This window comes from Stutzerimonas chloritidismutans (assembly GCF_038562055.1).
Taxonomy (GTDB): Bacteria; Pseudomonadota; Gammaproteobacteria; order Pseudomonadales; family Pseudomonadaceae; genus Stutzerimonas; species Stutzerimonas chloritidismutans_A.
Genome location: NZ_JBCFXD010000011.1, coordinates 79,236 through 100,183, shown reverse-complemented (window position 1 = coordinate 100,183; position 20,948 = coordinate 79,236). Strand labels below are relative to the sequence as shown.

Sequence of the window (20,948 nt, the reverse complement as noted above, 5' to 3'; positions counted from 1 at the left end):
CGGCCAGCGAGGCTCCACATTACTGCGACAGACCGCTGTGGAGCCTCGCCATGACCGACTCGCTGATCATCCCCTGCGCACACTGCGCCAGCCTCAACCGCCTCCCCGCCGACCGACTGCATGACGCGCCGCGCTGCGGACGTTGCAAGTCGGAGGCGTTGCCTCCTACGCCGTTCGAGTTGCAGCAGAGCCAGTTCGCCAACCAGATCAAGGGTGATTTGCCACTGCTGGTGGATGTCTGGGCCAGCTGGTGCGGCCCGTGCCGCAGTTTCGCCCCGGTCTTCAGCCAGGCGGCCACTCAACTGCAAGGCCGCTGCCGACTGGCCAAACTGGACAGCGAGGCCAATCCGCAATTGTCTGGCCAGCTCGGCATTCGCTCGATTCCCAGTCTGATCCTGTTCAAGCAAGGCCAGGAGGTCGCACGCCAAAGCGGTGCGATGCCATTGCCGCAGTTGCTGACCTGGCTGCAGCAGCACGGTATATGACGGATGCCGTCCGTGGGCCTGTTAGGCTGCCGCGCCTGGATAAAGGGTCGGCAGCCGAAAGAAGCCCCGACTTCACTCAGCAAAACTTTGAACAGACCACTGGATTCGACTCACAGTTCCGTGCATTAGGCCTGCCTTTTATCTGGATATTTCACGCAACGTTTGCCTAGGTTCCACCGCGATTGGATAATGCCGCCGTTTTCACGGCAGACATTTACCGATAGTCGCTGTACAGGGACGTCGACACGCCAATAACAAGGCTCGAGGATGAGCCGGTGAGTTCAGCGTGATTCAATTCGAAATCGATCAATGGCAGGCTTGGGCTCCAGGCCTGGCGAGCACTGACGACTGGGCCAAATGGGCCCGGGACCCGCGCGCGCTCGAAAACGATGACGTACAGCCGGATGTCAGCTTCCTGCCAGCCATGCAACGTCGCCGCCTGAGCCGCCTGGCGCGCATGGTCTTCGCCGTGGCCACGCCGCTGGCGACCGGCCGACCGCCAATGCCCCTGGTCTATGCGTCCCGTCACGGCGAGACCGCGCGGACCTTCGCCATCCTCAACGACCTGGCCAGTGAAGAGCCGCTTTCACCGACACAATTCAGCCTATCAGTGCACAACGCGATCATTGGACTCTGGTCCATTCATCAGCACAACACCTGCGAAATGACGGCGCTTGCCGCCGAAGGGGATGGGCTGGAACACGCTGTGCTCGAAGCCACCTTGTTGCTCGGCGAAGGTGCCCCGGAGGTACTGGTGGTGATCGCCGAAGACCAGCCCCCGGCGGTGTACGCGCCCTGGATCAACGACGTCAGCTTTCCCTATGCCGTGGCACTGTTGCTCAAGCCGGGCCAGGCCTGGCAGTTAAGTCTCGGCGCCGCCGAGCCAACCCCGATCTGCACCGTTCATCCGCATGCGATCAACCTGGTCCGTGCGCTGCTCAACAACCAACCGACCTTGCAACACCAATGGGGGAGCCGCCAATGGAACTGGCAGCAGCCCCATTGAACCGTCGATACAGCGCCCCATGGCTATGGCGCCTGGTCGCGACCGGCCTGTCGTTCATGCTGTTCGGCGTCGGCGGGCTCTGTCTGCGCCTGATCGTGTTCCCGCTGCTGGCGCTGCTGCCCGGCGATAAAGCCGAACACCGCCGTCGGGCGCGCCAGACCGTAAGCCGGCTGTTCTGGCTGTTCGTTCAGTTCATGTATCGCAGCGGCGTATTGACCTACGAGGTCGAGGGCGCCGAACGCCTCGGCCGCCCAGGGCAGCTGGTGATCGCCAACCACCCTTCGCTGATCGACGTGGTGGTGCTGATCGCGCTGATTCGCGATGCCAACTGTGTGGTCAAGCAGAGCCTGTGGGACAACCCCTTCACCCGTGGACCGATCCGGGCGGCTCAGTACATCAGCAACAACGGCAGCGCCGAGATGCTGGATGAAGCTGCAGACGCGCTGCGCCAGGGCCAGACCCTGATCATCTTTCCCGAAGGCACGCGCACCACGCCCGGCCAGGCACCGCAATTTCACCGCGGCGCGGCGGCCATCGCTCTGCGCGGTGCGCGCCTGGTGACACCGGTAGTGATCAGCGTGACGCCCACCACCCTCACCAAGGCCGAGCCCTGGTATCGCATTCCGGCGAGACGTTTTCATTTCCATCTGCGCGTCGGTGAGGATATCGACCCGCAGGTGTTCGCTTCGCGTGGCGCAGCACCCCTCGCTTCGCGGCAACTCAACGATCATCTGCACCGACACTTCATAAAGGAGCTCGCACTCGATGAGCCAACTGCAGCTTGAAATCAAGCAACTGATCATCGACGCCCTCGGTCTGGAAGACCTAGGCCCGGACGACATAGCCGCCGATCAGCCTTTGTTCGGCGACGGCCTCGGGCTGGATTCGGTCGATGCACTGGAGCTGGGTCTGGCGATCCAGAAGCGCTTCGGCATCAAGATCGACGCTGACGCCAAAGACACCCGCAAGCATTTCGCCAGTATCGACAGCCTGACCGCCTACGTCAGCGCCAACCGCGCCGTCACCGAGGAGGCCTGAAATGGAAAGCCGCAACGAGATCTTCCAGACCCTGCGCGATGCATTGGTCGAACTGTTCGAACTCGAACCCGAGCGGATCAGCCTGGACGCCAACCTTTATCAGGACCTGGAGATCGACAGCATCGACGCCGTCGACCTGATCGATCACATCAAGCGCCAGACGGGCAAGAAGACTGCCGCAGAGGAGTTCAAGTCGGTACGGACCGTGGGCGATGTCGTCGAAGCGGTCTATCGACTGGTGAACGCTCAGCCGGCCTGAGCCTCTCGATCAACCGAACAAGCATGTCCGGGGGGCCCAGCGCTTCCTGGATCACGCCTTTTATGCGCAAAAATGGACGGCATGATGCAACCTCCCACACGAACAGCTAAGGCGAACGCGAGCCGAATGACAGGGCTGGGCCTGTTGCTCGTCGGCCTCGCCTACCCGTTCGCCGTGTACCTGGGTTTGGAGCACCTGTCGCCTCGCCTGTTTGCCGTTCTGCTTGGCGCGCTCTGGGTGGCCAAACTGCTTAGCGGAAAGCAGACGCCGCTGAACTACACGATGGCCGCAAGCGCACTGCTGTTCTGCCTGCTGCTCGGACTGGCGGGCGAGCCCGCCTTGTTGCGCTGGTACCCCGTGCTCATCAGCCTGGCCCTGTTCGGCCTGTTTGCCGGCAGTCTCTGCACGGGAATGCCGATCATCGAGCGCCTGGCACGGCTCAGCGAACCCGACCTCCCGCCCGCGGCGATACGCTATACACGCCAGGTCACCTGGGTCTGGCTAGGTTATTTCATCATTAATGCAGGCATCGCCAGCGGCCTGGCACTCTGGGCACCGCTGAGCTGGTGGACGCTGTACACCGGATTGATCGCCTATCTGCTGATGGGGCTGCTGTTTGCCGGGGAGTGGTGTGTCCGCCAGCGCATCAGGAACGCGACATGAACTGGATTGCCCTCGAACACCTGCTCGACCAGACCCCCAGGTCGCGCCCGGTTGCCCTCAACCCCTCCCTTGATCATGCCGAGCTGCGCCAGCAAGCGCTGCGCCTGGCGGCCGGGCTGCGCAACCGTGGGGTGGCCCGGCTGGCTGTTCATCTGGAGGATGCTGCCGAGCTTGCCGTTGCGTTGCTCGGCGCCTGGCGAGCTGGGGTAACCGTGCTGCTGCCGGCCGACCTGCAGCCTGCCAGCCGCGCGCGCCTGGCCCATCAGGCTGACCTGTGGCTGACGGACCTGGACGGCGATGTGCGTCTGTCGGAACTGTTCGCCGAGCCGGTGGAAGGGGCGAAGTTGGATCTGGACGGGTGCCGACTGCTGCTATGCACGTCTGGCTCCAGTGGCGAACCGAAGCTGATCGAAAAACGCCTGCGCCAGCTGGCGAACGAGGTGGAAACGCTCGAAGCCTGCTGGGGAGCCGACCTCGGCGACGCCTGCGTGATCGCCAGCGTCGCCGCGCAGCACATCTATGGATTGCTGTTCCGGGTGCTCTGGCCATTGTGCGCTGGCCGGCCTTTTCTGCGCCGCGCACAGCCATTTTCAGAAGATATCCAGCTGGCCAGCCGTCAGCATCCGCGTTTCTGCTGGGTGGCCAGCCCGGCGTTGCTCAAACGGATGGGGGACAACCTCGACTGGCCGGCGTTGCGCAGCGTTTGCCGGGTCTTTTCCTCGGGCGGAGCCCTGGATACCGAGGCATCGCAGCGACTGGAGCAACGCCTGGGTCAGCTGCCGACAGAAATCTACGGCAGCTCGGAGACCGGCGGCATCGCCTGGCGCCAGGGCGGAATGCTCTGGCAACCCTTCACCGGCGTCCAGTTGAGCCAGGATTATCAGGGCGCGTTGCGCATCGCTTCGCCCTGCCTGCCGCCAGGGCAGATCGAACAGACGGCGGATGCCGCGCGCATCGAGGCGGACGGGCGCTTCGAATTGCTTGGTCGACTGGACCGCATCGTCAAGCTTGAAGAGAAGCGCATCTCCCTACCGATGCTGGAAGCGGCGCTGGCCGAACACCCGTTTGTCAGCGATACGAAACTCGGCGTCATCACTGAAAATCGTGCCTACCTCGCGGCGCTAGTTGCGCTCAGTGAGGCGGGCCTGCATGCACTGCGCAACGGGGGGCGGCGCGCACTGACCGAAACGCTGCGCAAGCACCTGGCGAAGCACTGCGAAGCGCTGGCCTTGCCGCGTCGCTGGCGGCTGGTGACCCGCCTGCCGGTCAACAGCCAGGGCAAGCTCCCCCAGGCGCAGCTCGACTCGCTGTTGCTCGCGCCCAGACCGCTGCAGCCCGAGCGGCTCAGCGTTTTGCAGGAAGGGGATCAATGGCAGCTCCAGCTGGCCATTCCGCCGGACCTGGCGCACTTCACCGGGCACTTTCCTCAAACCCCGGTTCTGCCCGGCGTGGTGCAAATCGACTGGGCCATCGGCCTTGCCCGCGAGCTGATCGCCGACCTTCCGCCACGCTTTCAGGGCATGGAAGTGCTCAAGTTCCAACAGCTTGCCCGTCCGGGTGATCGGTTGAGCCTGACGCTTCGCTTCGACCGCGAGCGCAGCAAGCTGCATTTCGCATACCGCAACGGCGAGGGAGATGCGCCCTGCTCGTCCGGCCGCATTCTGTTGGGAGATCCACTGTGACCACGCTAACCCCGCTTGAGCCTGCGATGGCGACCGTGCCCGTTACAGAAAGCCATCAACAGTTGTCGCTAGCGATTGACGACTGGTTCAAGCCCTGCGCGGTGGTGCCGGTGTACAACCACGAGGCCAGCCTGCCCGCTGTCGTTCAGGCGTTACTCGCCGAAGACCTGCCGTGCGTGCTCGTCGATGACGGCTCCAGCCCGGCCGCAGCAGCGGTTATCGATGAGCTGGCTGAGCATCCGTTGGTGCACCTGCTTCGCCACCGTCGCAATCAGGGCAAAGGCGCTGCGGTGGCCTCCGGCCTGCGCGAAGCAGTGCGCCTGGGCTTCAGCCATGCCTTGCAGGTCGATGCCGACGGCCAACACGACCTCGGAGGCGTGGCGCTGTTTCTCGACCGCGCCAGCCAGGCGCCGGATGCGCTGATCTGTGGCTATCCCCAGTACGATTCGAGCGTGCCCAAAGGGCGCCTCTATGCCCGCTACCTGACCCATGTCTGGGTCTGGATCAACACCCTGTCGTTGTCGATTCGCGACTCCATGTGCGGCTTCCGTATCTACCCGCTGCAGCCAACGCTCGCCCTGCTCGACACGACGAGGCTGGGGCAGCGCATGGACTTCGACACGGAAATCCTGGTGCGGCTGCACTGGCGTGAGCAACCGATGGTCTGGCTGCCGACGCGGGTACATTATCCAGTCGGTGGGATTTCGCATTTTCGCCTCTGGCACGACAACCTGCTGATCTCGTCGATGCACGCGCGACTGTTTGGCGGCATGCTCATGCGAGCGCCCGCATTGCTCTGGCGGCGGCTGTGTCGATGAGCGAAAAAGCCGCGGCCGGCTCGCACTGGGCCGCGCACCGCGAACGCGGCAGCTATGCCTTGATGAAGCTGACGGCCTGGGCCGTGCGCCTGCTTGGCCGACGCGCCATGGCGCCGCTGCTGTACCTGATCGTGCTGTATTTCTACCTGTTCAACCGCAGCGCGCGGCAGAGCGCCTGGCAGTACCAGCGGAACCTTGCGACCTATAGCGGCCGCGCCGACCTGACGCCTGGCTGGCGCTCGGTCTATCACCAATTCATGGCCTTCGCCGATGCCTTGCTGGACAAACTCGATGTCTGGGGCGGCCGCCTGGCACTGGATCGACTGGTGCTGCACGACAGCGCCGACCTGCACGCGGACCTCAAGGCGCCGCGCGGCCAGCTGTTGGTCGGCTCGCACCTGGGCAACCTGGAGATCTGCCGGGCCCTGGCGGAGATGGGCCGCAAGGTCAAGATGAATGTCCTGGTGCACACGCGTCACGCCGAGCAGTTCAACCGCTTGCTGGGTGAATCCGGTGCCAGCAACTTGCGGCTGATTCAGGTCAGCGAGCTGGACCCGGCGATCATGATGGAGCTGTCCCACCGGCTGGATCAGGGCGAATGGCTGGCCATTGCCGGTGACCGGGTGCCGCTGCAGGGCGTGCGCATTGCCACCGCTGACTTTCTTGGCCAGCCGGCCGCGTTTCCACAGGGACCCTGGCTACTGGCCGGCCTGCTGCAGTGCCCGGCGAATCTGTTGTTCTGCCTGAAACATGCAGGGCAATTCCATGTCCATCTGGAGCCCTTCGCCGATCGCGTCGAATGGCGCCGTGGCCAGCGCGACGCCGTGGTGCAGGCGTGGGTGCAGCGCTACGCTGATCGACTGGCGGCACGCTGTCTGGAAGCCCCTTTGCAGTGGTTCAATTTCTACCCTTTCTGGAACACCCATGAACAACGCTGAGCCCGTGATCTTTGGTGAACACCACCTGCGTATCGAAGACCTGCTGGCCGTCGCCCAGGGCCGTGCGCCCGCCCAGCTGCAGACCGACACGGCGTTCCGCGAGCGGATCGCCCGCGGCGCGCAGTTTCTCGATACCCTGCTCGACCGCGAAGGCGTGATCTACGGCGTGACCACCGGCTACGGGGATTCCTGCGTAGTGGCGGTGCCGCTGCACCAGGTCGAGGCACTGCCGCAGCACCTGTTTACCTTCCACGGCTGCGGCCTTGGCAAGCTGCTCGACGCCGAAGCCACGCGCGCAGTCCTGGCTGCGCGCCTGCGCTCGCTGACCCACGGCATGTCCGGGGTGCGCATCGAGTTGCTCGAGCGTTTGCAGGCGTTCCTCGCACATGACGTGCTGCCGCTGATCCCCGAAGAAGGCTCGGTCGGCGCCAGCGGTGACCTGACGCCGCTGTCCTATGTCGCGGCAACCCTGGCTGGCGAGCGAGAGGTGATGTATCGCGGCGAGCGCCGCAGCGCCGCCGAGGTACACCGCCAGCTTGGCTGGACGCCGCTGACCCTGCGCCCCAAGGAAGCCCTGGCGTTGATGAATGGCACGGCGGTGATGACCGGCCTGGCCTGCCTCGCCTATGCCCGCGCCGATTACCTGCTGAAACTGGCGACCCGGATCACCGCGCTCAACGTCATCGCACTGGAAGGCAATCCCGAGCATTTCGACGAGCGCCTGTTCGCGGCCAAGCCGCACCCGGGGCAGACCCAGGTGGCCGCCTGGATTCGTCAGGACCTTGCCATCGATGCACCCACCGCGCCGCTGCATCGCCTGCAGGACCGCTACTCACTGCGCTGCGCGCCGCACGTGCTCGGCGTGCTGGCCGACAGCCTAGGCCTGCTGCGGCAATTCATCGAAACCGAATTGAACAGCGCCAATGACAATCCGATCATCGACGCCGACAACGAGCGCGTGCTGCACGGCGGGCACTTCTACGGCGGGCACATCGCCTTTGCCATGGACAGCCTGAAGAACCTCGTTGCCAACGTCGCCGACCTCCTCGACCGGCAACTGGCGCTGCTGGTCGACACTCGTTACAACCACGGCTTGCCAAGCAACCTTTCTGGCGCGCCGGCTGCCACGGCGATGATCAACCATGGCTTCAAGGCGGTGCAGATTGGCGCCAGCGCCTGGACCGCCGAGGCTCTGAAAAACAGCATGCCGGCCAGCGTCTTTTCGCGCTCGACCGAGTGCCACAACCAGGACAAGGTCAGCATGGGCACCATTGCCGCGCGCGACGCATTGCGTAGTTTGGAACTGACCGAGCAGGTGGCGGCTGCCACGTTGATTGCCGCAAACCAGGGCGTCTGGCTGCGCCAACGTCAGCCAGCGGCGCGGACACTACCGGCACCGATCGCACGGATGCACGAAGCCCTTGGCGAAGACTTCCCACCGCTGATCGAAGACCGTGCGCTGGAAGGCGAGCTGCGCCTGTGCCTCCTGCGTATTCGCGCACAGCACTGGGGGTTGTATGCGTAAGGGCGGCGTACTGCAGGCAGAAATCGAAGTGCTGGTGCCCTTTTTCGACGTCGACTCCATGGACATCGTCTGGCACGGCCATTACGTCAAATATTTCGAGATGGCGCGCTGCGCCTTGCTCGAGCGCATCGGCCACAACTATGTACAGATGAAGGTCGCCGGTTATGCCTGGCCGATCATCGACGTGCAGCTGCGCTACATGCGGGGCGCCCGTTTCAATCAGCGCATCGTTGTTCGCGCCGATCTTGTCGAGTGGGAGAACCGCCTGAAGATCAATTACCTGATCACCGACGCCGAGACCGGCGAGCGCATGACCCGCGGCAGCACCGTTCAGGTTGCCGTGGAAATCGCCAGCCGCGAAATGCTGCTGGCCTCGCCAAAGGTACTGGTCGATGCCGTGGAGCGGGCACTGCTGTGATGCGCCGATCCGACCGCCCGTATTGGCGCACATTGCTTGCCCTGGGCCTGCTGCTGGCCGTGACCACCCGCGCCCATGCGTTCGACCTGCTCGAACTCAGTTTGCAACTGCGCGAGCCCTCGGTTGTTCGCGGCCGCTTTACGCAGGAAAAACACCTGCGCGCCCTGCCACAGCCGCTGGTCAGCGTGGGTACCTTCGTGCTGGCACGCGACAGCGGCCTGCTCTGGTTGCTGCAAGCGCCGGTGCAACAGGATTACCGCATCAGCGCTGCCGGAATCGCCCGACGCACGCCCAGCGGCTGGCAGCCGACCCGTCAGCAAGGGCCCGCATCGCGACAGAACGAGCTGTTCCTGGCCGTACTGCAGGGCGATACCGAAGCCTTGCAGCGCGATTTCAAGTTGCACCTGACGGGAACGGCAGAGGCCTGGACGTTGGCGCTTACACCGCGCGCGCCACTGCTTGCGCAGATTTTCTCCAGCATTCTGATTCAGGGAAGCGTCACCGCCGAGCGTATCGAGCTGCGTGAAACCCAAGGCGACAGCACCCTGCTGCAGCTGACCGACCTACAGATCGACCATCAGTTGAGCCCCAGCGAGCACCATGACCTCGCCGACTGATCATGCGCTCAGGCTGCCGGCCTGGCTCTCCTCATTCTTCTTTGTAGCCCTGCTCGGACTGGTCGGGTTGACCGCATGGCAATGGCGCGATGGCCCGCCGGTCACCGCTAATCTGCTGCAGTTGCTTCCCAGCGGGGCGCCTGGCGAGCTGGAGCAGCTTGCCGAGCAACGCGTGCAGGAACCGCTGAATCGCGACCTGATGCTGCTGGTTCAGCATGACGACGAAGACACTGCCGTCGCGCTGGCCAAGGACGTCGCAGGCAACCTCAAGGCCAGCGGCCTGTTTGCGCAGATTCGGCGCTCCGTGCAGGCCGATTTGCCCGCGCTGCGCCAGCAATTACTGGATCAACGCCTGGTATTGCTCGACAGGGCCAGCCGTGAAGCCCTGATTGCCTCACCCGAAGCGTTCATCCAACAGCGCCTGCAGCGCCTGTTCAGCCCCTTTGAAAGCACAAGCCTGGTGCCGGTGGAAGAAGACTGGTTCGGTTTGGCCGACCTGGCGCAGCGGCGGCTGCCCCAACCCGGCCATATCCACCCGCGCCTTGATGGCGCACTCGTCGCCGAACATGGCGGTCAGCGTTGGGCCGTTATTCACGCGCAGATCGACGGCGACGCCTTTGATGACAAGTTGCCGTTGCTGGTCGACGATCAGGTCCGTGACGCTCGCCGCTGGGTCGAAGCTCAACAGGGCGAGCTGCTCGCAGCTGGCGGTGTGCTCCATGCCGCCTACGGACAGCGTCAGGCGCGAGAGGAAGCGAGCCTGATCGGCAGCGTCTCGCTGGTCGCTACGCTCGCCTTGCTGCATCTGCTGTTTCGTACGCCGCGCGTCCTGCTGGTCGCTCTGCCGGTGCTGGTCGGCGCGCTCAGTGGTGCCGCGGCCTGCGTTGCACTGTTCGGCCAGATCCATGTGCTAACCCTGGTGCTGGGGGCCAGCCTGGTGGGAGTGAGCATCGATTTTCCGCTGCACTATCTGTCCAAGAGCTGGACATTGCAGCCATGGCAGGCCTTTCGGGCCTTGCGCCTGACACTGCCCGGTCTCGCGCTGGCGCTGGCAACCAACGTCATCGGCTATCTGGCCATGGCGTTCACGCCATTTCCGGCACTGAGCCAGGTCGCGGTGTTTTCTGCCGCGGGGCTGCTTGGCGCCTTCGCGTGCGCCACCTGCCTGCTGCCCTCGTTGGTGAACGTTCCGCTACAGCCCTGGGTCGCCCCGCTGAGCTGGGCTGAACGCGCGCTGAACTGGCGCCGCCGCCTGCTCATTCACGTCCCCTCGCGCTGGCTATTGGCCTGCTTCGTGGCGTTCTGTCTGGTCGGAATCAGCCAGGTGTCGTTCAAGGATGACCTGCGCCAGTGGACCAGCCGCGCGCCAACGCTACTACAGCAGGCTGAGCGCATCGGCAAGATCACCGGATTCGAGCCGACCAGCCAGTATTTCCTGGTTAGCGCGAAAACCACCGACGAATTATTGGAGCGCCAGGAAGCCCTAGGCATTCGCCTTGATGAGCTGGTGGCGAAGCAAACGCTGCACGGCTACCTGGCCCTGAGTCAGCTGGCCGCCTCGACCGTTGCTCAGGAAAGCCTTCATCTCGCCTTGCCACGTTTGCTCGAGAACAGCCAGCCATTGCGAGCGCTTGGCATGCCAAACGGGGCACTCGAACAGGAACTTACCGATCTAGAGACACGCCCGGTGACCGGCCTCGACCAGGTGCTGGCCGGGCCGCTTGCCGAGCCTTGGCGCCCGCTCTGGCTGGGCACCCGAAGCGACGGCTCGGTCGCCGGGCTGATCAGCCTTCAGGGACTTCGTGACAGCTCGGCGCTGCACGGCCTGGCCGACGGTATCGACGGCGTCCGACTCGTCGACCGGCCCGCTGACCTGAACCGTCTGTTCGCTGAAACCCAGCGTCAGGCCGCGCTACTCAAGGTGCTGGCGGCCGTGGTCATCTTGGCCCTGCTATGCCTGCCATTTGGCTGGCGCGGTGCGCTGCGCTGCCTGGCTGTTCCGTTGCTGGCGGCGCTGGGCAGTCTGGCCTGCCTCGGCTGGTTGGGCCAACCGTTGACGCTGTTTGGCCTGTTCGGTCTGCTGCTGGTCACGGCGATCGGCGTCGATTACGCGATTCTCATGCGTGAGCAGATCGGCGGCGCCGCAGTAAGCCTGGTGGGTACGCTTCTCGCGGCCACCACCACCTGGCTGTCTTTCGGTCTACTGGCCTTGTCCAGCACGCCAGCCGTCAGCAACTTTGGCCTGGCGGTGGGCATCGGCCTGGTCTTTGCCTTTCTGCTCGCACCGTGGGCAGCAGAACGCGTCGGAGACCCAGCATCTTGACCGTCCAGCGCCGCGCCGCGTCATGCCCACGCCAGGCCTGGGCCAGCACTCCTGCGCGGCCACGCCACGACGTTCGCCTGGATACCGAATCGTTTTACCCAACCCGCCGGCAGCAACCGGTGTCCGTCACCCTTGTCGAGTCGATTACATGAAGGCTTCCCCGCATTCAGAAAACCGTCGCGTTGTCGTTATTGGCGCCGGGCCTTCCGGGGCCATTGCCGCTGCGCTGCTCAAGCGTCAGGGGCACGACGTACTGATCATCGAACGACAGCGCTTTCCGCGCTTTTCGATTGGCGAGAGCCTGCTCTCGCATTGCCTGGATTTCATCGAGGAAGCCGGCATGCTCGAGGCGGTACAGGCTGCAGGTTTCCAGACCAAGCACGGGGCGGCCTTCGGTTGTGGCGAGCGCTATACGGATTTCGATTTTCGCGACAAATTTACCGAGGGCCACGGCAGTACCTATCAGGTGCAGCGCGCGGACTTCGACCAACTGCTGGCCGACCAGGCTGCCCTGCAAGGCGTCGAGATTCGTTACGAAGAGGAAATTACCGCCGCGGATTTCGGCGGGCCGCGCCCGAGTCTGCAGGTGCGCCGCCTCGACGGTAGCGACTACGCGCTGGAGGCCGAATTTGTCCTCGACGCCAGTGGCTACGGCCGGGTGCTGCCGCGCTTGCTCGATCTGGAAGCGCCGTCGAGCTTTCCGCTTCGCCGTGCGGTGTTTACCCACATCACCGATAACATCAACGATCCACACTTCGACCGCGACAAGATCCTCATCACCACCCACCCAGAATGGCGCGACGTATGGTTCTGGACCATCCCGTTCAGCAACGGCCGCTGCTCGCTGGGCGTGGTGGCCAGTGCCGAGCGCTACGAAGGACGTTCGCTGGACCTGGACAGCTGCCTCAAAGCGTTCGTGATGGAGGCCCCCAACCTCAAGCGCATCCTCAAGCATGCTGAGTGGGATACGCCGGCACGCCTGATCAATGGCTATTCGGCGAACGTCAAAGCGCTGCACGGACCCGGTTTTGCCCTGCTGGGCAATGCGGCCGAGTTTCTCGACCCGGTATTTTCATCCGGCGTCACCATTGCGATGCGCTCGGCGAGCATGGCGGCTGCGGTATTGCACCGACAGCTGAGTGGCGAGTCAGTGGACTGGGACAGCGAATTTTCGACGCCGCTCAAGCGAGGCGTGGAAACCTTCCGCGCCTATGTCGAGAGCTGGTACGACGGCAGCTTTCAGGATGTCATTTACTACGAACGTGCCCAGCCGGAGATTCGCCGAATGATCTGTTCGATACTGGCCGGTTACGCCTGGGACAACCGCAACCCCTATGTCGCCGAGCCCCGACGTCGCCTGCGGGTACTGGCCGAACTCTGCGCCACGCCGACGCCCGCATGATTGCGTTGAAGACCTACCTCTTATCGCTGACCTGGCTGTCGCTGCTGCTGTTACTCGGTGCCTGCGCGCAACAGCCGCCGCTGCCCAGCCATACGCCACGGCTGATGTTGCCGATGCAGCTGCATGTCCAGCGTCACCAGCAAGGCCAGATGGATGATTGGCTGTTGGTAATCCAGCAGGAAGAGGCAGCCTTGCGTTGGTCGCTGCTCACGCCCCTGGGCGTGCCGCTGGCGCGCCAGTTGCTGCGGGATGGGCGCTGGCAAGCCGATGGGCTGCTGCCGCCCAATGCTGAAGCCCGCACGCTGTTTGCCGCCTTGTTGTTCGCACTAAGCCCCGCCGAGCAACTGGACGCGCTCTATGCCGGCAGATCGTGGACGCTACGACAGCACAGCCGATCATTGGCGCAAGATACCGCGTCCTGGCAGGTTCGCTATTTGGACAATGGACGTTTCGAACTCGACGTCGGACCGACACTGACCTATCGTGTCGCGCCTATCGCCCCACCCGGACCGCCTCAACGATGACCGCCTACCTCAATGCACTCGGGCTGATTTGCGCCTTGGGACGGGGCAAGGCAGACGTTGCCAAATGCCTGCTCGAAGGCGACAACTCGGGTATGCGGCTACATCCGAGAACCATTGCCGGGCACAGCCTGCCGGTGGGCGCCGTTTCCGGCGAGCTGTCCGCGCTTGTCAGTGCACCGTTGCGGCACGTCACCCGCAACAACCAGCTGCTGCTGGCCGCGCTGGACGAAATCGAAGCCGACGTGCACCAGGCGATTTCCCGCTTTGGCCCAAGCCGCGTAGGCGTAGTCATGGGAACCAGTACCTCGGGTATTCAGGAAGCGATCGAGGGCATAGCCCGCCTGACACGTGACAGGCATCTCCCGTCCAGCTATCACTACAATCATCAGGAGCTCAGCGCCCCGGCCAGCTTTGTCAGCGAGCGGCTGCAGCTTAGCGGCCCGAGCTACTCGATATCCACGGCCTGTACGTCCAGTGCGCGCGCGCTGCTCAGCGGCAAACGGTTGCTCGACGCGGGCGTGTGCGATGCGGTGATCTGTGGCGGCGTCGACACCCTGTGCGATCTGACCCTGCGCGGCTTCAGCGCGCTGGAAGCGACCAGCACACATGTCTGCAATCCCTTTTCGGTCAACCGCGACGGCATCAACATTGGCGAAGCAGCTGCGGTGTTCCTGATGACCCGAGAGCACGCGCCGATTGCACTGCTTGGAGGCGGCGCTAGTTCCGATGCCCACCACATCTCAGCCCCCGACCCGCAGGGCCAGGGCGCAATAGCGTCAATGGACAAAGCGTTGAACAGCGCCAACACCCTCGCCGAACAGATCAGCTATCTGAACCTGCACGGCACCGCCACGCGGCATAACGATGCGATGGAGAGCCACGCTGTGGCCAGGGTATTTCCGAAGGGTGTGCCCTGCTCATCCACCAAGCCGCTCACCGGTCATACACTGGGCGCCGCTGGCGCACTGGAAGCGGCATTCTGCTGGCTGACCCTGTCCGACCATAATCCTGCACAGCGGCTGCCGCCGCATCGCTGGGACGGCGAGCAAGATGCCGAACTGCCGCGCCTGGACCTCGTAGTAGCCGGCACCGTGACGGCAGCGACGACCAGGCCACGACGCATGATGAGCAACTCCTTTGCCTTTGGTGGCAACAACATCAGCCTGATCCTGGGAGATGCACCATGATCGATTGGCCAGTCGCCGGACTGCTGCCCCACGCCGGAGACATGATTCTGCTTGATGCGGTCGAGTCGTTCGATGCGGATAGCATTACGACGCACCTGCGGGTCAAAAGCACCGGCCTGCTCAACCTGCCCGACGGCAGCCTGCCGGCCTGGGCCGGCATCGAAATCATGGCGCAGACGGTCGCCGCCTTTGCCGGCTGCCAGGCACGCCTGGCCGGGCAGCCAGTGGAACTGGGCTTTTTGTTGGGCACCCGCCGTTTCCAATGCAATGTCGAGCACTTCCCGGCCGGCAGCCAGTTACGCATCCATGCGCTGCGTTCGCTGCAGGATGACAACGGAATGGGCGTGTTCGAATGCCATCTCGACGGGCCCGGTATCCATGCCGAGGCGCGTCTCAACGTGTTCCGCCCGCCCGAAGTGGCGAGCTATCTGCAAGAGCCTTCCCCATGAGTAAAACCATCCTTGTCACCGGTTCCAGCCGCGGCATCGGCCGCGCCATTGCCTTGCGCTTGGCGCAAAGTGGCCATGACCTCGTCCTCCATTGCCGAACGCGACGAGACGAGGCGGAAACCGTGCAGGCGCAGATTCAGGACATGGGCCGCGCCGCGCGCATCCTGCAGTTCGATATCGCGGATCGCGCGCAATGCAGGGAACATCTGGAAGCGGATGTTGAAACCCACGGCGCCTACTACGGGGTGGTCTGCAATGCCGGGCTGACCCGCGACGGCGCCTTTCCGGCCTTGACCGAAGACGACTGGGATCTGGTCATGCGCACCAACCTGGACGGCTTCTACAACGTCCTGCACCCCCTGACCATGCCGATGATCCGCCGTCGCCAGCCAGGCCGCATCGTTTGCATCACCTCCGTATCGGGGCTGATCGGCAACCGTGGCCAGGTCAACTACAGCGCGTCCAAAGCGGGCGTGATCGGCGCCGCCAAGGCGCTGGCCGTCGAACTCGGCAAGCGCCGCATCACGGTCAACTGCGTTGCGCCAGGGCTGATCGATACGGACATGCTCGATGACGACCTGCCCATCGAGGAAATGCTCAAGATGATCCCTGCACAGCGCATGGGCACCCCGGAGGAAGTCGCCGGCGCGGTCAACTTCCTGATGTCGGACGAGGCCAGCTACATCACCCGGCAGGTCCTGGCAGTGAATGGCGGATTGTGCTGATGAAACGCGTCGTCGTCACCGGCATGGCCGGCATCACTTCACTGGGCAGCGACTGGGCCAGCATCGAGGCTCACTTCAGCAGCAACCGCAGCGGCATTCGCTACATGCCGGAGTGGGACCGGTTTACCGAACTCAATACCCGATTGGCGGGACCGGTGGATGACTTCTCCGTGCCTAAGCACTGGACGCGCAAGCAACTGCGCAGCATGGGCCGGGTGTCGAAGTTGTCGGTAAAGGCCGCCGAACAGGCCCTTGCTGATGCGGGCCTGCTCGATGACTCGTCAATCCGCGACGGTCGCATGGGCGTGGCCTGCGGTTCATCCACCGGCAGTACCGAAGAGATCAAGGCCTTCGGCAACATGCTGCTCAACTCGGTGGCCGACGGGCTCAACGCCAACTCCTACATCCGCATGATGCCGCACACCACAGCGGCGAATATCAGCATCTTCTTCGGCCTGACTGGGCGGGTCATTCCCACGTCCAGTGCCTGCACCAGCGGCAGCCAAGGCATAGGCTACGCCTATGAGGCGATCAAGTTCGGCCGTCTGCCAATGATGCTTGCGGGCGGCGCCGAGGAACTCTGTGCCACCGAAGCCATGGTCTTCGACGCGCTATATGCCACCAGCCTGAAGAACGACGCGCCGCATACGTCTCCGCGTCCCTACGACGCCGGCCGCGATGGCCTGGTGATCGGCGAAGGCGCCGGCATGCTGGTGCTGGAAGAACTCGAGCATGCCTTGGCCCGCGGCGCCACCATCCATGCCGAGCTGGTCGGCTTTGGCAGCAACGCGGACGGCCAGCACGCCACCAAACCGGAGCAGCAGACCATGCGCCGCGCGATGCAGCTGGCCCTCGAAGACTCCTGCCTACAGCCCGACGCCATCGGCTACGTCAATGGCCACGGCACCGCCACCGAACAGGGCGACATTGCTGAAACCCTGGCGACTCAATCGCTGTTCGGCAGCCGCATGCCAATCAGCTCGCAGAAGAGCTTTCTCGGCCATACGCTAGGTGCCTGCGGCGCGCTGGAGTCCTGGTTCAGTATCGAAATGATGAACCGCGACCATTACATTCACACCCTGAATCTGGACAGCATTGATCCGCGCTGCGGTGAACTGGACTACCTCGTCGACGCGCCGCGCACCATGCAGCACGAATATGTGATGAACAACAACTTCGCCTTCGGCGGCATCAACACTTCATTGATATTTCGCCGCTGGGCTTGACCCCTTCAACCAAAAACACCGCAAGGAGAATGCAATGAAGAAAAACACATGGATCGGCGCAGCACTGGTGCTCTGTGCATTACCCGGAATCAGCCAGGCCCGCGACACCACGCACTACCTGCCATTCGAGCAGGTCGTGGCCGAGGCAACCGCCTCCGGCAAACTCGATGGCAGCGTGCAGTTCTACCTGGCGGGCAAGACGCCGAAGGGCGCGCAGGTCATCCGCAGTGGCGTGACCACCAGCAAGAAAACCAACGCCTTCAACAAAACCGACGAAGGTGCCTGCAGCTGGGCGCTGCAGTCGGCGCTGATCAGCATGCAACAGGCCGCCAAGGCGGCTGGTGCCAATGCGGTGGTGGACATCGCCAGCAACTACAAGCACGTCGAATACAAAGACAGCCAGAAATATGAGTGCCATGCCGGCGCAATCATGGCAGGGGTAGCAATCAAGGGCAGCCTGGCCAAGGTCAAGTAACGCCACAGCGCTCGGGCCCTTCTAGGGGTACCGGGCGGTGCATTTACCCCAAGGATGACGATCCGGCTGTCGTCATTGCCGAACGAATAACTGGACCCGAGAGTCAACATTTGCAGACCCTGTTACCTCAAGGAGTTGCCCATGTTTGACAAACCAACGCACACATTCGAACTCAACTACCTCTTTCAGAACGAGCCGCGTAACCATCTCGTCGATTCGGAACATGAGCGCATGTCGCAAGCCAGTGCCGCTCGGCATCTGATCGAACTGCACAACGGCGATGCCGAAAACAGCTTGGTGATGCCAGAGGCGGGGGCTGACGAGGGCAAAATTCTGGAACAGGCGGAAGTCATCGGTATCACCGATATCGGGGTGAGCAAGCTGGTCCATGAACACGAGCCGGGCACCACCCCGGGCCATCACCAACAGCCATGAATGAAAAGAGCCGCTAGTAGCGGCTCTTTTCATTTCAGCATCGGGTCAGGCGTGATATTGCGCCGAGAGTTCGTGAACCGACTCGATGAAGGCGCCGGCGTGGGCCGGATCGACTTCCGGAGTAATACCGTGTCCCAGGTTGAACACATGGCCGTCACCATGACCGAAGCTGGCCAGGATGCGCCCGACCTCGGCACGTATCGCCTCCGGCTTGGCGAACAGCACGCTGGGGTCCATGTTGCCCTGTAGCGCAACCTTGTCGCCGACGCGGGCACGCGCGACGCCGATGTCGCAGGTCCAATCCAGCCCCAGTGCTTCGGCACCGGTTGCCGCCATGGACTCCAGCCACAGCCCGCCGCCCTTGGTGAACAGAATGACCGGTACACGGCGACCGTCATGTTCGCGAATCAGCCCATCAACAATCTTCTGCATGTAGGCCAGAGAGAATTCCTGGTAGGCCGCGGCGGAAAGGCTGCCACCCCAGGAATCGAAAATCTGCACCGCCTGGGCACCGGCGAGGATCTGCCCGTTGAGGTAGCTGGTCACCGACTGCGCGAGCTTGTCCAGCAGCGCATGCATGGCGTGCGGGTTTTCATAGAGCATCGCCTTGGATTTGCGGAAGTCCTTCGAGGAGCCGCCTTCGACCATGTAGGTCGCCAACGTCCAGGGGCTGCCGGAAAAGCCGATCAACGGAACGCGGCCGTTAAGCTCGCGGCGAATGGTACGCACGGCGTCCATCACGTAACCCAGGTCTTTCTCCGGATCCGGAATCGGCAGCGCCTCAATGTCGGCCATGTTGCTGACGACCTTCTTGAAACGTGGGCCTTCACCTGTCTCGAAGTACAAGCCGAGCCCCATGGCGTCCGGCACCGTGAGGATGTCGGAGAACAGGATCGCCGCGTCCAGCGGGTAACGCTCAAGCGGCTGAAGGGTGACTTCACAGGCCAGTTCGGGGTTCATGCACAGGCTCATGAAATCGCCGGCCTTGCTGCGGCTGGCTCGGTATTCCGGCAGGTAGCGTCCGGCCTGACGCATCATCCACACCGGGGTGACGTCGACAGGTTGCTTGAGCAAGGCGCGGAGAAAGCGGTCGTTCTTCAAGGCAGTCATGTCTGGGTTCCAGCAAAAAAGTGGCGGCATTGTCGCAAAGCGCAAAACAAAAGGCACGGCGAGCGCCGTGCCTTTTATCCGTGGGCTTGATTCAGGTCAGGCCCGTTTGGAGGCATGCTCCAAAGTAAAGCCCAGGATGAATGCGACGCTTACCAGCCACCGTGAAGCGGCTTGGTGATTCGGCAGCGCCTATCCACACGGCGAATCAGACCTCCAGGTAGTCAAGGATGCCTTCAGCGGCCTGACGGCCTTCGAAGATCGCCGTAACGACCAGGTCGGAGCCCCGCACCATATCGCCGCCCGCGAAAATCTTCGGGTTGCTGGTCTGATGCTTGAACTGGCCCATCTCCGGTGCCACTACACGGCCCTGGCTGTCGGTTTGAATGCTTTTGCCTTCAAACCAGTCAGCTGGACTCGGGCGGAAACCAAAGGCGATGACCACGGCATCTGCCGGCAATACTTCTTCGGAACCGGGAATTGGCTCTGGGCTACGACGTCCGCGCGCGTCCGGCGCACCGAGACGGGTCTCGACCACCTTGACGCCTTCGACCTTGCCCTCGCCGACGATGGCGATCGGTTGCCGGTTGAAGAGGAACTTGACGCCCTCTTCCTTGGCGTTCTTCACCTCTTTGCGCGAGCCCGGCATGTTCGCTGCGTCACGCCGGTAGGCACAGGTCACGCTCTTGGCGCCCTGGCGGATGGAGGTGCGGTTGCAGTCCATCGCCGTGTCGCCGCCGCCGAGCACCACAACCTTCTTGCCCTTCATGTCGACGAAGTCTTCCGGCGCCTTTTCGAAGCCGAGGTTGCGGTTGACGTTCGCGATCAGGAAATCCAGGGCATCATGCACGCCCGGCAGGTCTTCGCCAGGGAAGCCACCCTTCATGTAGGTGTAGGTGCCCATGCCCATGAATACGGCGTCGTATTCGGCGAGCAGCTGGTCGATGGTCACGTCCTTGCCGATTTCGGTGTTCAGGCGGAACTCGATGCCCATGCCGGTGAAGATTTCACGGCGACGACTGAGAACGGATTTTTCCAGCTTGAACTCTGGGATACCGAAGGTCAGCAGCCCGCCGATTTCCGGATTCTTGTCGAACACCACGGGCGTCACGCCGCTGCGCACCAGTACGTCGGCGCAACCCAGACCGGCCGGCCCCGCGCCGATGATGGCGACTTTTTTGCCAGTCGGCTTGACCTTGGACATGTCCGGACGCCAGCCCATGGCGAAGGCGGTGTCAGCGATGTACTTTTCCACCGAACCGATGGTGACCGCACCGAAGCCGTCGTTGAGCGTACAAGCGCCTTCGCACAAGCGATCCTGCGGGCAGACGCGGCCGCAGACTTCCGGCAGGGTGTTGGTCTGGTGCGCCAGTTCGGCCGCGGCCAGGATGTTGCCCTCGGAAACCAGCTTGAGCCAGTTGGGAATGTAGTTGTGAACCGGGCACTTCCACTCGCAGTAGGGGTTGCCGCAACCCAGGCAGCGGTGGGCCTGCTCGCAAGCCTGCTGCGGCTTGAAGGGTTCATAGATCTCGACGAACTCTTTCTTGCGCTGGCGCAGCAGCTTTTTCTTCGGATCCTTGCGCCCGACTTCGATGAACTGGAAGTCGTTATTCAGACGTTCAGTCATTTCAAAACCTCTTAACGGC

Annotated in this window: 23 protein-coding genes; 21 read left to right on the top strand and 2 right to left on the bottom strand. The window is 63.3% G+C overall.

Annotation, left to right across the window (positions count from 1 at the left end; genetic code table 11):
* Window positions 1-50: 50 nt before the first annotated feature.
* The 21 genes from trxC (at window position 51) to AAGW23_RS16555 (ending at window position 18,195) form a co-directional block, all read left to right on the top strand.
* Entirely contained in the window at window positions 51-485 is a 435-nt protein-coding gene (trxC, locus tag AAGW23_RS16655) for a thioredoxin TrxC (protein WP_342407456.1), read from the top strand.
* Window positions 486-771: 286 nt separating this feature from the next.
* A complete protein-coding gene (locus AAGW23_RS16650) occupies window positions 772-1,491 on the top strand; it encodes a beta-ketoacyl synthase chain length factor (protein ID WP_342407455.1) in 720 nt (239 codons plus the stop codon).
* A complete protein-coding gene (locus AAGW23_RS16645) occupies window positions 1,467-2,276 on the top strand; it encodes a lysophospholipid acyltransferase family protein (RefSeq protein WP_200636370.1) in 810 nt (269 codons plus the stop codon). The genes AAGW23_RS16650 and AAGW23_RS16645 overlap by 25 nt, the downstream gene beginning before the upstream one ends.
* On the top strand, window positions 2,257-2,529 hold the full coding sequence (locus AAGW23_RS16640; RefSeq protein ID WP_342407454.1) for a phosphopantetheine-binding protein: 273 nt from the start codon (window positions 2,257-2,259) through the stop codon (window positions 2,527-2,529). The genes AAGW23_RS16645 and AAGW23_RS16640 overlap by 20 nt, the downstream gene beginning before the upstream one ends.
* A gap of 1 nt (window position 2,530) precedes the next feature.
* Window positions 2,531-2,788, top strand: coding sequence for an acyl carrier protein (locus AAGW23_RS16635; protein WP_342407453.1), 258 nt, complete (start codon window positions 2,531-2,533; stop codon window positions 2,786-2,788).
* 126 nt (window positions 2,789-2,914) lie between these two features.
* Complete coding sequence (locus AAGW23_RS16630) at window positions 2,915-3,451, top strand: hypothetical protein (protein ID WP_342407452.1); 537 nt, start codon at window positions 2,915-2,917, stop codon at window positions 3,449-3,451.
* Entirely contained in the window at window positions 3,448-5,133 is a 1,686-nt protein-coding gene (locus AAGW23_RS16625) for an AMP-binding protein (RefSeq protein ID WP_342407451.1), read from the top strand. The genes AAGW23_RS16630 and AAGW23_RS16625 overlap by 4 nt, the downstream gene beginning before the upstream one ends.
* Window positions 5,130-5,951, top strand: a complete 822-nt coding sequence (locus tag AAGW23_RS16620) for a glycosyltransferase family 2 protein (protein ID WP_425540836.1) — start codon at window positions 5,130-5,132, stop codon at window positions 5,949-5,951. Before AAGW23_RS16625 ends, AAGW23_RS16620 begins: the two co-directional genes overlap by 4 nt.
* Window positions 5,948-6,889 (top strand): glycosyl transferase, encoded by a 942-nt coding sequence (locus AAGW23_RS16615; protein ID WP_342407450.1) that lies wholly within the window; start codon window positions 5,948-5,950, stop codon window positions 6,887-6,889. Before AAGW23_RS16620 ends, AAGW23_RS16615 begins: the two co-directional genes overlap by 4 nt.
* Window positions 6,876-8,414 carry an aromatic amino acid ammonia-lyase gene (locus AAGW23_RS16610; RefSeq protein WP_342407449.1) on the top strand — a complete coding sequence of 513 codons (1,539 nt, stop codon included), beginning with the start codon at window positions 6,876-6,878 and terminating at the stop codon, window positions 8,412-8,414. The genes AAGW23_RS16615 and AAGW23_RS16610 overlap by 14 nt, the downstream gene beginning before the upstream one ends.
* The gene (locus AAGW23_RS16605; protein WP_342407448.1) at window positions 8,407-8,832 is read left to right on the top strand and encodes an acyl-CoA thioesterase; all 426 of its coding nucleotides are present in this window, start codon (window positions 8,407-8,409) and stop codon (window positions 8,830-8,832) included. The genes AAGW23_RS16610 and AAGW23_RS16605 overlap by 8 nt, the downstream gene beginning before the upstream one ends.
* The gene (locus AAGW23_RS16600; protein ID WP_342407447.1) at window positions 8,832-9,449 is read left to right on the top strand and encodes an outer membrane lipoprotein carrier protein LolA; all 618 of its coding nucleotides are present in this window, start codon (window positions 8,832-8,834) and stop codon (window positions 9,447-9,449) included. Before AAGW23_RS16605 ends, AAGW23_RS16600 begins: the two co-directional genes overlap by 1 nt.
* Complete coding sequence (locus tag AAGW23_RS16595; protein WP_342407446.1) at window positions 9,433-11,772, top strand: hypothetical protein; 2,340 nt, start codon at window positions 9,433-9,435, stop codon at window positions 11,770-11,772. Before AAGW23_RS16600 ends, AAGW23_RS16595 begins: the two co-directional genes overlap by 17 nt.
* A 148-nt stretch (window positions 11,773-11,920) precedes the next feature.
* Window positions 11,921-13,174, top strand: coding sequence for an NAD(P)/FAD-dependent oxidoreductase (locus tag AAGW23_RS16590; RefSeq protein ID WP_342407445.1), 1,254 nt, complete (start codon window positions 11,921-11,923; stop codon window positions 13,172-13,174).
* Entirely contained in the window at window positions 13,171-13,698 is a 528-nt protein-coding gene (locus tag AAGW23_RS16585) for a DUF3261 domain-containing protein (RefSeq protein ID WP_342407444.1), read from the top strand. Before AAGW23_RS16590 ends, AAGW23_RS16585 begins: the two co-directional genes overlap by 4 nt.
* The gene (locus AAGW23_RS16580; RefSeq protein WP_342407443.1) at window positions 13,695-14,885 is read left to right on the top strand and encodes a beta-ketoacyl-[acyl-carrier-protein] synthase family protein; all 1,191 of its coding nucleotides are present in this window, start codon (window positions 13,695-13,697) and stop codon (window positions 14,883-14,885) included. Before AAGW23_RS16585 ends, AAGW23_RS16580 begins: the two co-directional genes overlap by 4 nt.
* Window positions 14,882-15,334, top strand: coding sequence for a hotdog family protein (locus AAGW23_RS16575; protein ID WP_342407442.1), 453 nt, complete (start codon window positions 14,882-14,884; stop codon window positions 15,332-15,334). Before AAGW23_RS16580 ends, AAGW23_RS16575 begins: the two co-directional genes overlap by 4 nt.
* The gene (gene fabG / locus AAGW23_RS16570; protein ID WP_342407441.1) at window positions 15,331-16,059 is read left to right on the top strand and encodes a 3-oxoacyl-ACP reductase FabG; all 729 of its coding nucleotides are present in this window, start codon (window positions 15,331-15,333) and stop codon (window positions 16,057-16,059) included. Before AAGW23_RS16575 ends, fabG begins: the two co-directional genes overlap by 4 nt.
* On the top strand, window positions 16,059-17,285 hold the full coding sequence (locus AAGW23_RS16565; protein ID WP_342407440.1) for a beta-ketoacyl-ACP synthase: 1,227 nt from the start codon (window positions 16,059-16,061) through the stop codon (window positions 17,283-17,285). The genes fabG and AAGW23_RS16565 overlap by 1 nt, the downstream gene beginning before the upstream one ends.
* A 34-nt stretch (window positions 17,286-17,319) precedes the next feature.
* A complete protein-coding gene (locus AAGW23_RS16560) occupies window positions 17,320-17,760 on the top strand; it encodes an excinuclease (RefSeq protein WP_200636344.1) in 441 nt (146 codons plus the stop codon).
* A 141-nt stretch (window positions 17,761-17,901) separates the two neighbouring features.
* On the top strand, window positions 17,902-18,195 hold the full coding sequence (locus tag AAGW23_RS16555) for a hypothetical protein (protein ID WP_342407439.1): 294 nt from the start codon (window positions 17,902-17,904) through the stop codon (window positions 18,193-18,195).
* A gap of 45 nt (window positions 18,196-18,240) precedes the next feature.
* Here AAGW23_RS16555 and hemE read toward each other — a convergent pair whose 3' ends face one another.
* Window positions 18,241-19,305 (bottom strand): uroporphyrinogen decarboxylase, encoded by a 1,065-nt coding sequence (gene hemE / locus AAGW23_RS16550; protein WP_342407438.1) that lies wholly within the window; start codon window positions 19,303-19,305, stop codon window positions 18,241-18,243.
* A 205-nt stretch (window positions 19,306-19,510) separates the two neighbouring features.
* Window positions 19,511-20,929 carry an FAD-dependent oxidoreductase gene (locus tag AAGW23_RS16545; protein ID WP_342407437.1) on the bottom strand — a complete coding sequence of 473 codons (1,419 nt, stop codon included), beginning with the start codon at window positions 20,927-20,929 and terminating at the stop codon, window positions 19,511-19,513.
* Between the last annotated feature and the right edge of the window lie 19 nt (window positions 20,930-20,948).

Bases quoted from the DNA above. Each gene is read 5' to 3' on its own strand.
- AAGW23_RS16580 (WP_342407443.1), top strand. From the start codon at position 13,695: ATGACCGCCTACCTCAATGCACTCGGGCTGATTTGCGCCTTGGGACGG.
- hemE (WP_342407438.1), bottom strand. From the start codon at position 19,305: ATGACTGCCTTGAAGAACGACCGCTTTCTCCGCGCCTTGCTCAAGCAA.
- AAGW23_RS16640 (WP_342407454.1), top strand. From the start codon at position 2,257: ATGAGCCAACTGCAGCTTGAAATCAAGCAACTGATCATCGACGCCCTC.
- AAGW23_RS16545 (WP_342407437.1), bottom strand. From the start codon at position 20,929: ATGACTGAACGTCTGAATAACGACTTCCAGTTCATCGAAGTCGGGCGC.
- AAGW23_RS16575 (WP_342407442.1), top strand. From the start codon at position 14,882: ATGATCGATTGGCCAGTCGCCGGACTGCTGCCCCACGCCGGAGACATG.
- AAGW23_RS16610 (WP_342407449.1), top strand. From the start codon at position 6,876: ATGAACAACGCTGAGCCCGTGATCTTTGGTGAACACCACCTGCGTATC.
- AAGW23_RS16585 (WP_342407444.1), top strand. From the start codon at position 13,171: ATGATTGCGTTGAAGACCTACCTCTTATCGCTGACCTGGCTGTCGCTG.
- AAGW23_RS16625 (WP_342407451.1), top strand. From the start codon at position 3,448: ATGAACTGGATTGCCCTCGAACACCTGCTCGACCAGACCCCCAGGTCG.
- AAGW23_RS16560 (WP_200636344.1), top strand. From the start codon at position 17,320: ATGAAGAAAAACACATGGATCGGCGCAGCACTGGTGCTCTGTGCATTA.
- AAGW23_RS16555 (WP_342407439.1), top strand. From the start codon at position 17,902: ATGTTTGACAAACCAACGCACACATTCGAACTCAACTACCTCTTTCAG.
- AAGW23_RS16595 (WP_342407446.1), top strand. From the start codon at position 9,433: ATGACCTCGCCGACTGATCATGCGCTCAGGCTGCCGGCCTGGCTCTCC.
- AAGW23_RS16600 (WP_342407447.1), top strand. From the start codon at position 8,832: ATGCGCCGATCCGACCGCCCGTATTGGCGCACATTGCTTGCCCTGGGC.
- trxC (WP_342407456.1), top strand. From the start codon at position 51: ATGACCGACTCGCTGATCATCCCCTGCGCACACTGCGCCAGCCTCAAC.
- AAGW23_RS16615 (WP_342407450.1), top strand. From the start codon at position 5,948: ATGAGCGAAAAAGCCGCGGCCGGCTCGCACTGGGCCGCGCACCGCGAA.
- fabG (WP_342407441.1), top strand. From the start codon at position 15,331: ATGAGTAAAACCATCCTTGTCACCGGTTCCAGCCGCGGCATCGGCCGC.
- AAGW23_RS16605 (WP_342407448.1), top strand. From the start codon at position 8,407: ATGCGTAAGGGCGGCGTACTGCAGGCAGAAATCGAAGTGCTGGTGCCC.
- AAGW23_RS16590 (WP_342407445.1), top strand. From the start codon at position 11,921: ATGAAGGCTTCCCCGCATTCAGAAAACCGTCGCGTTGTCGTTATTGGC.
- AAGW23_RS16565 (WP_342407440.1), top strand. From the start codon at position 16,059: ATGAAACGCGTCGTCGTCACCGGCATGGCCGGCATCACTTCACTGGGC.
- AAGW23_RS16630 (WP_342407452.1), top strand. From the start codon at position 2,915: ATGACAGGGCTGGGCCTGTTGCTCGTCGGCCTCGCCTACCCGTTCGCC.
- AAGW23_RS16635 (WP_342407453.1), top strand. From the start codon at position 2,531: ATGGAAAGCCGCAACGAGATCTTCCAGACCCTGCGCGATGCATTGGTC.
- AAGW23_RS16645 (WP_200636370.1), top strand. From the start codon at position 1,467: ATGGAACTGGCAGCAGCCCCATTGAACCGTCGATACAGCGCCCCATGG.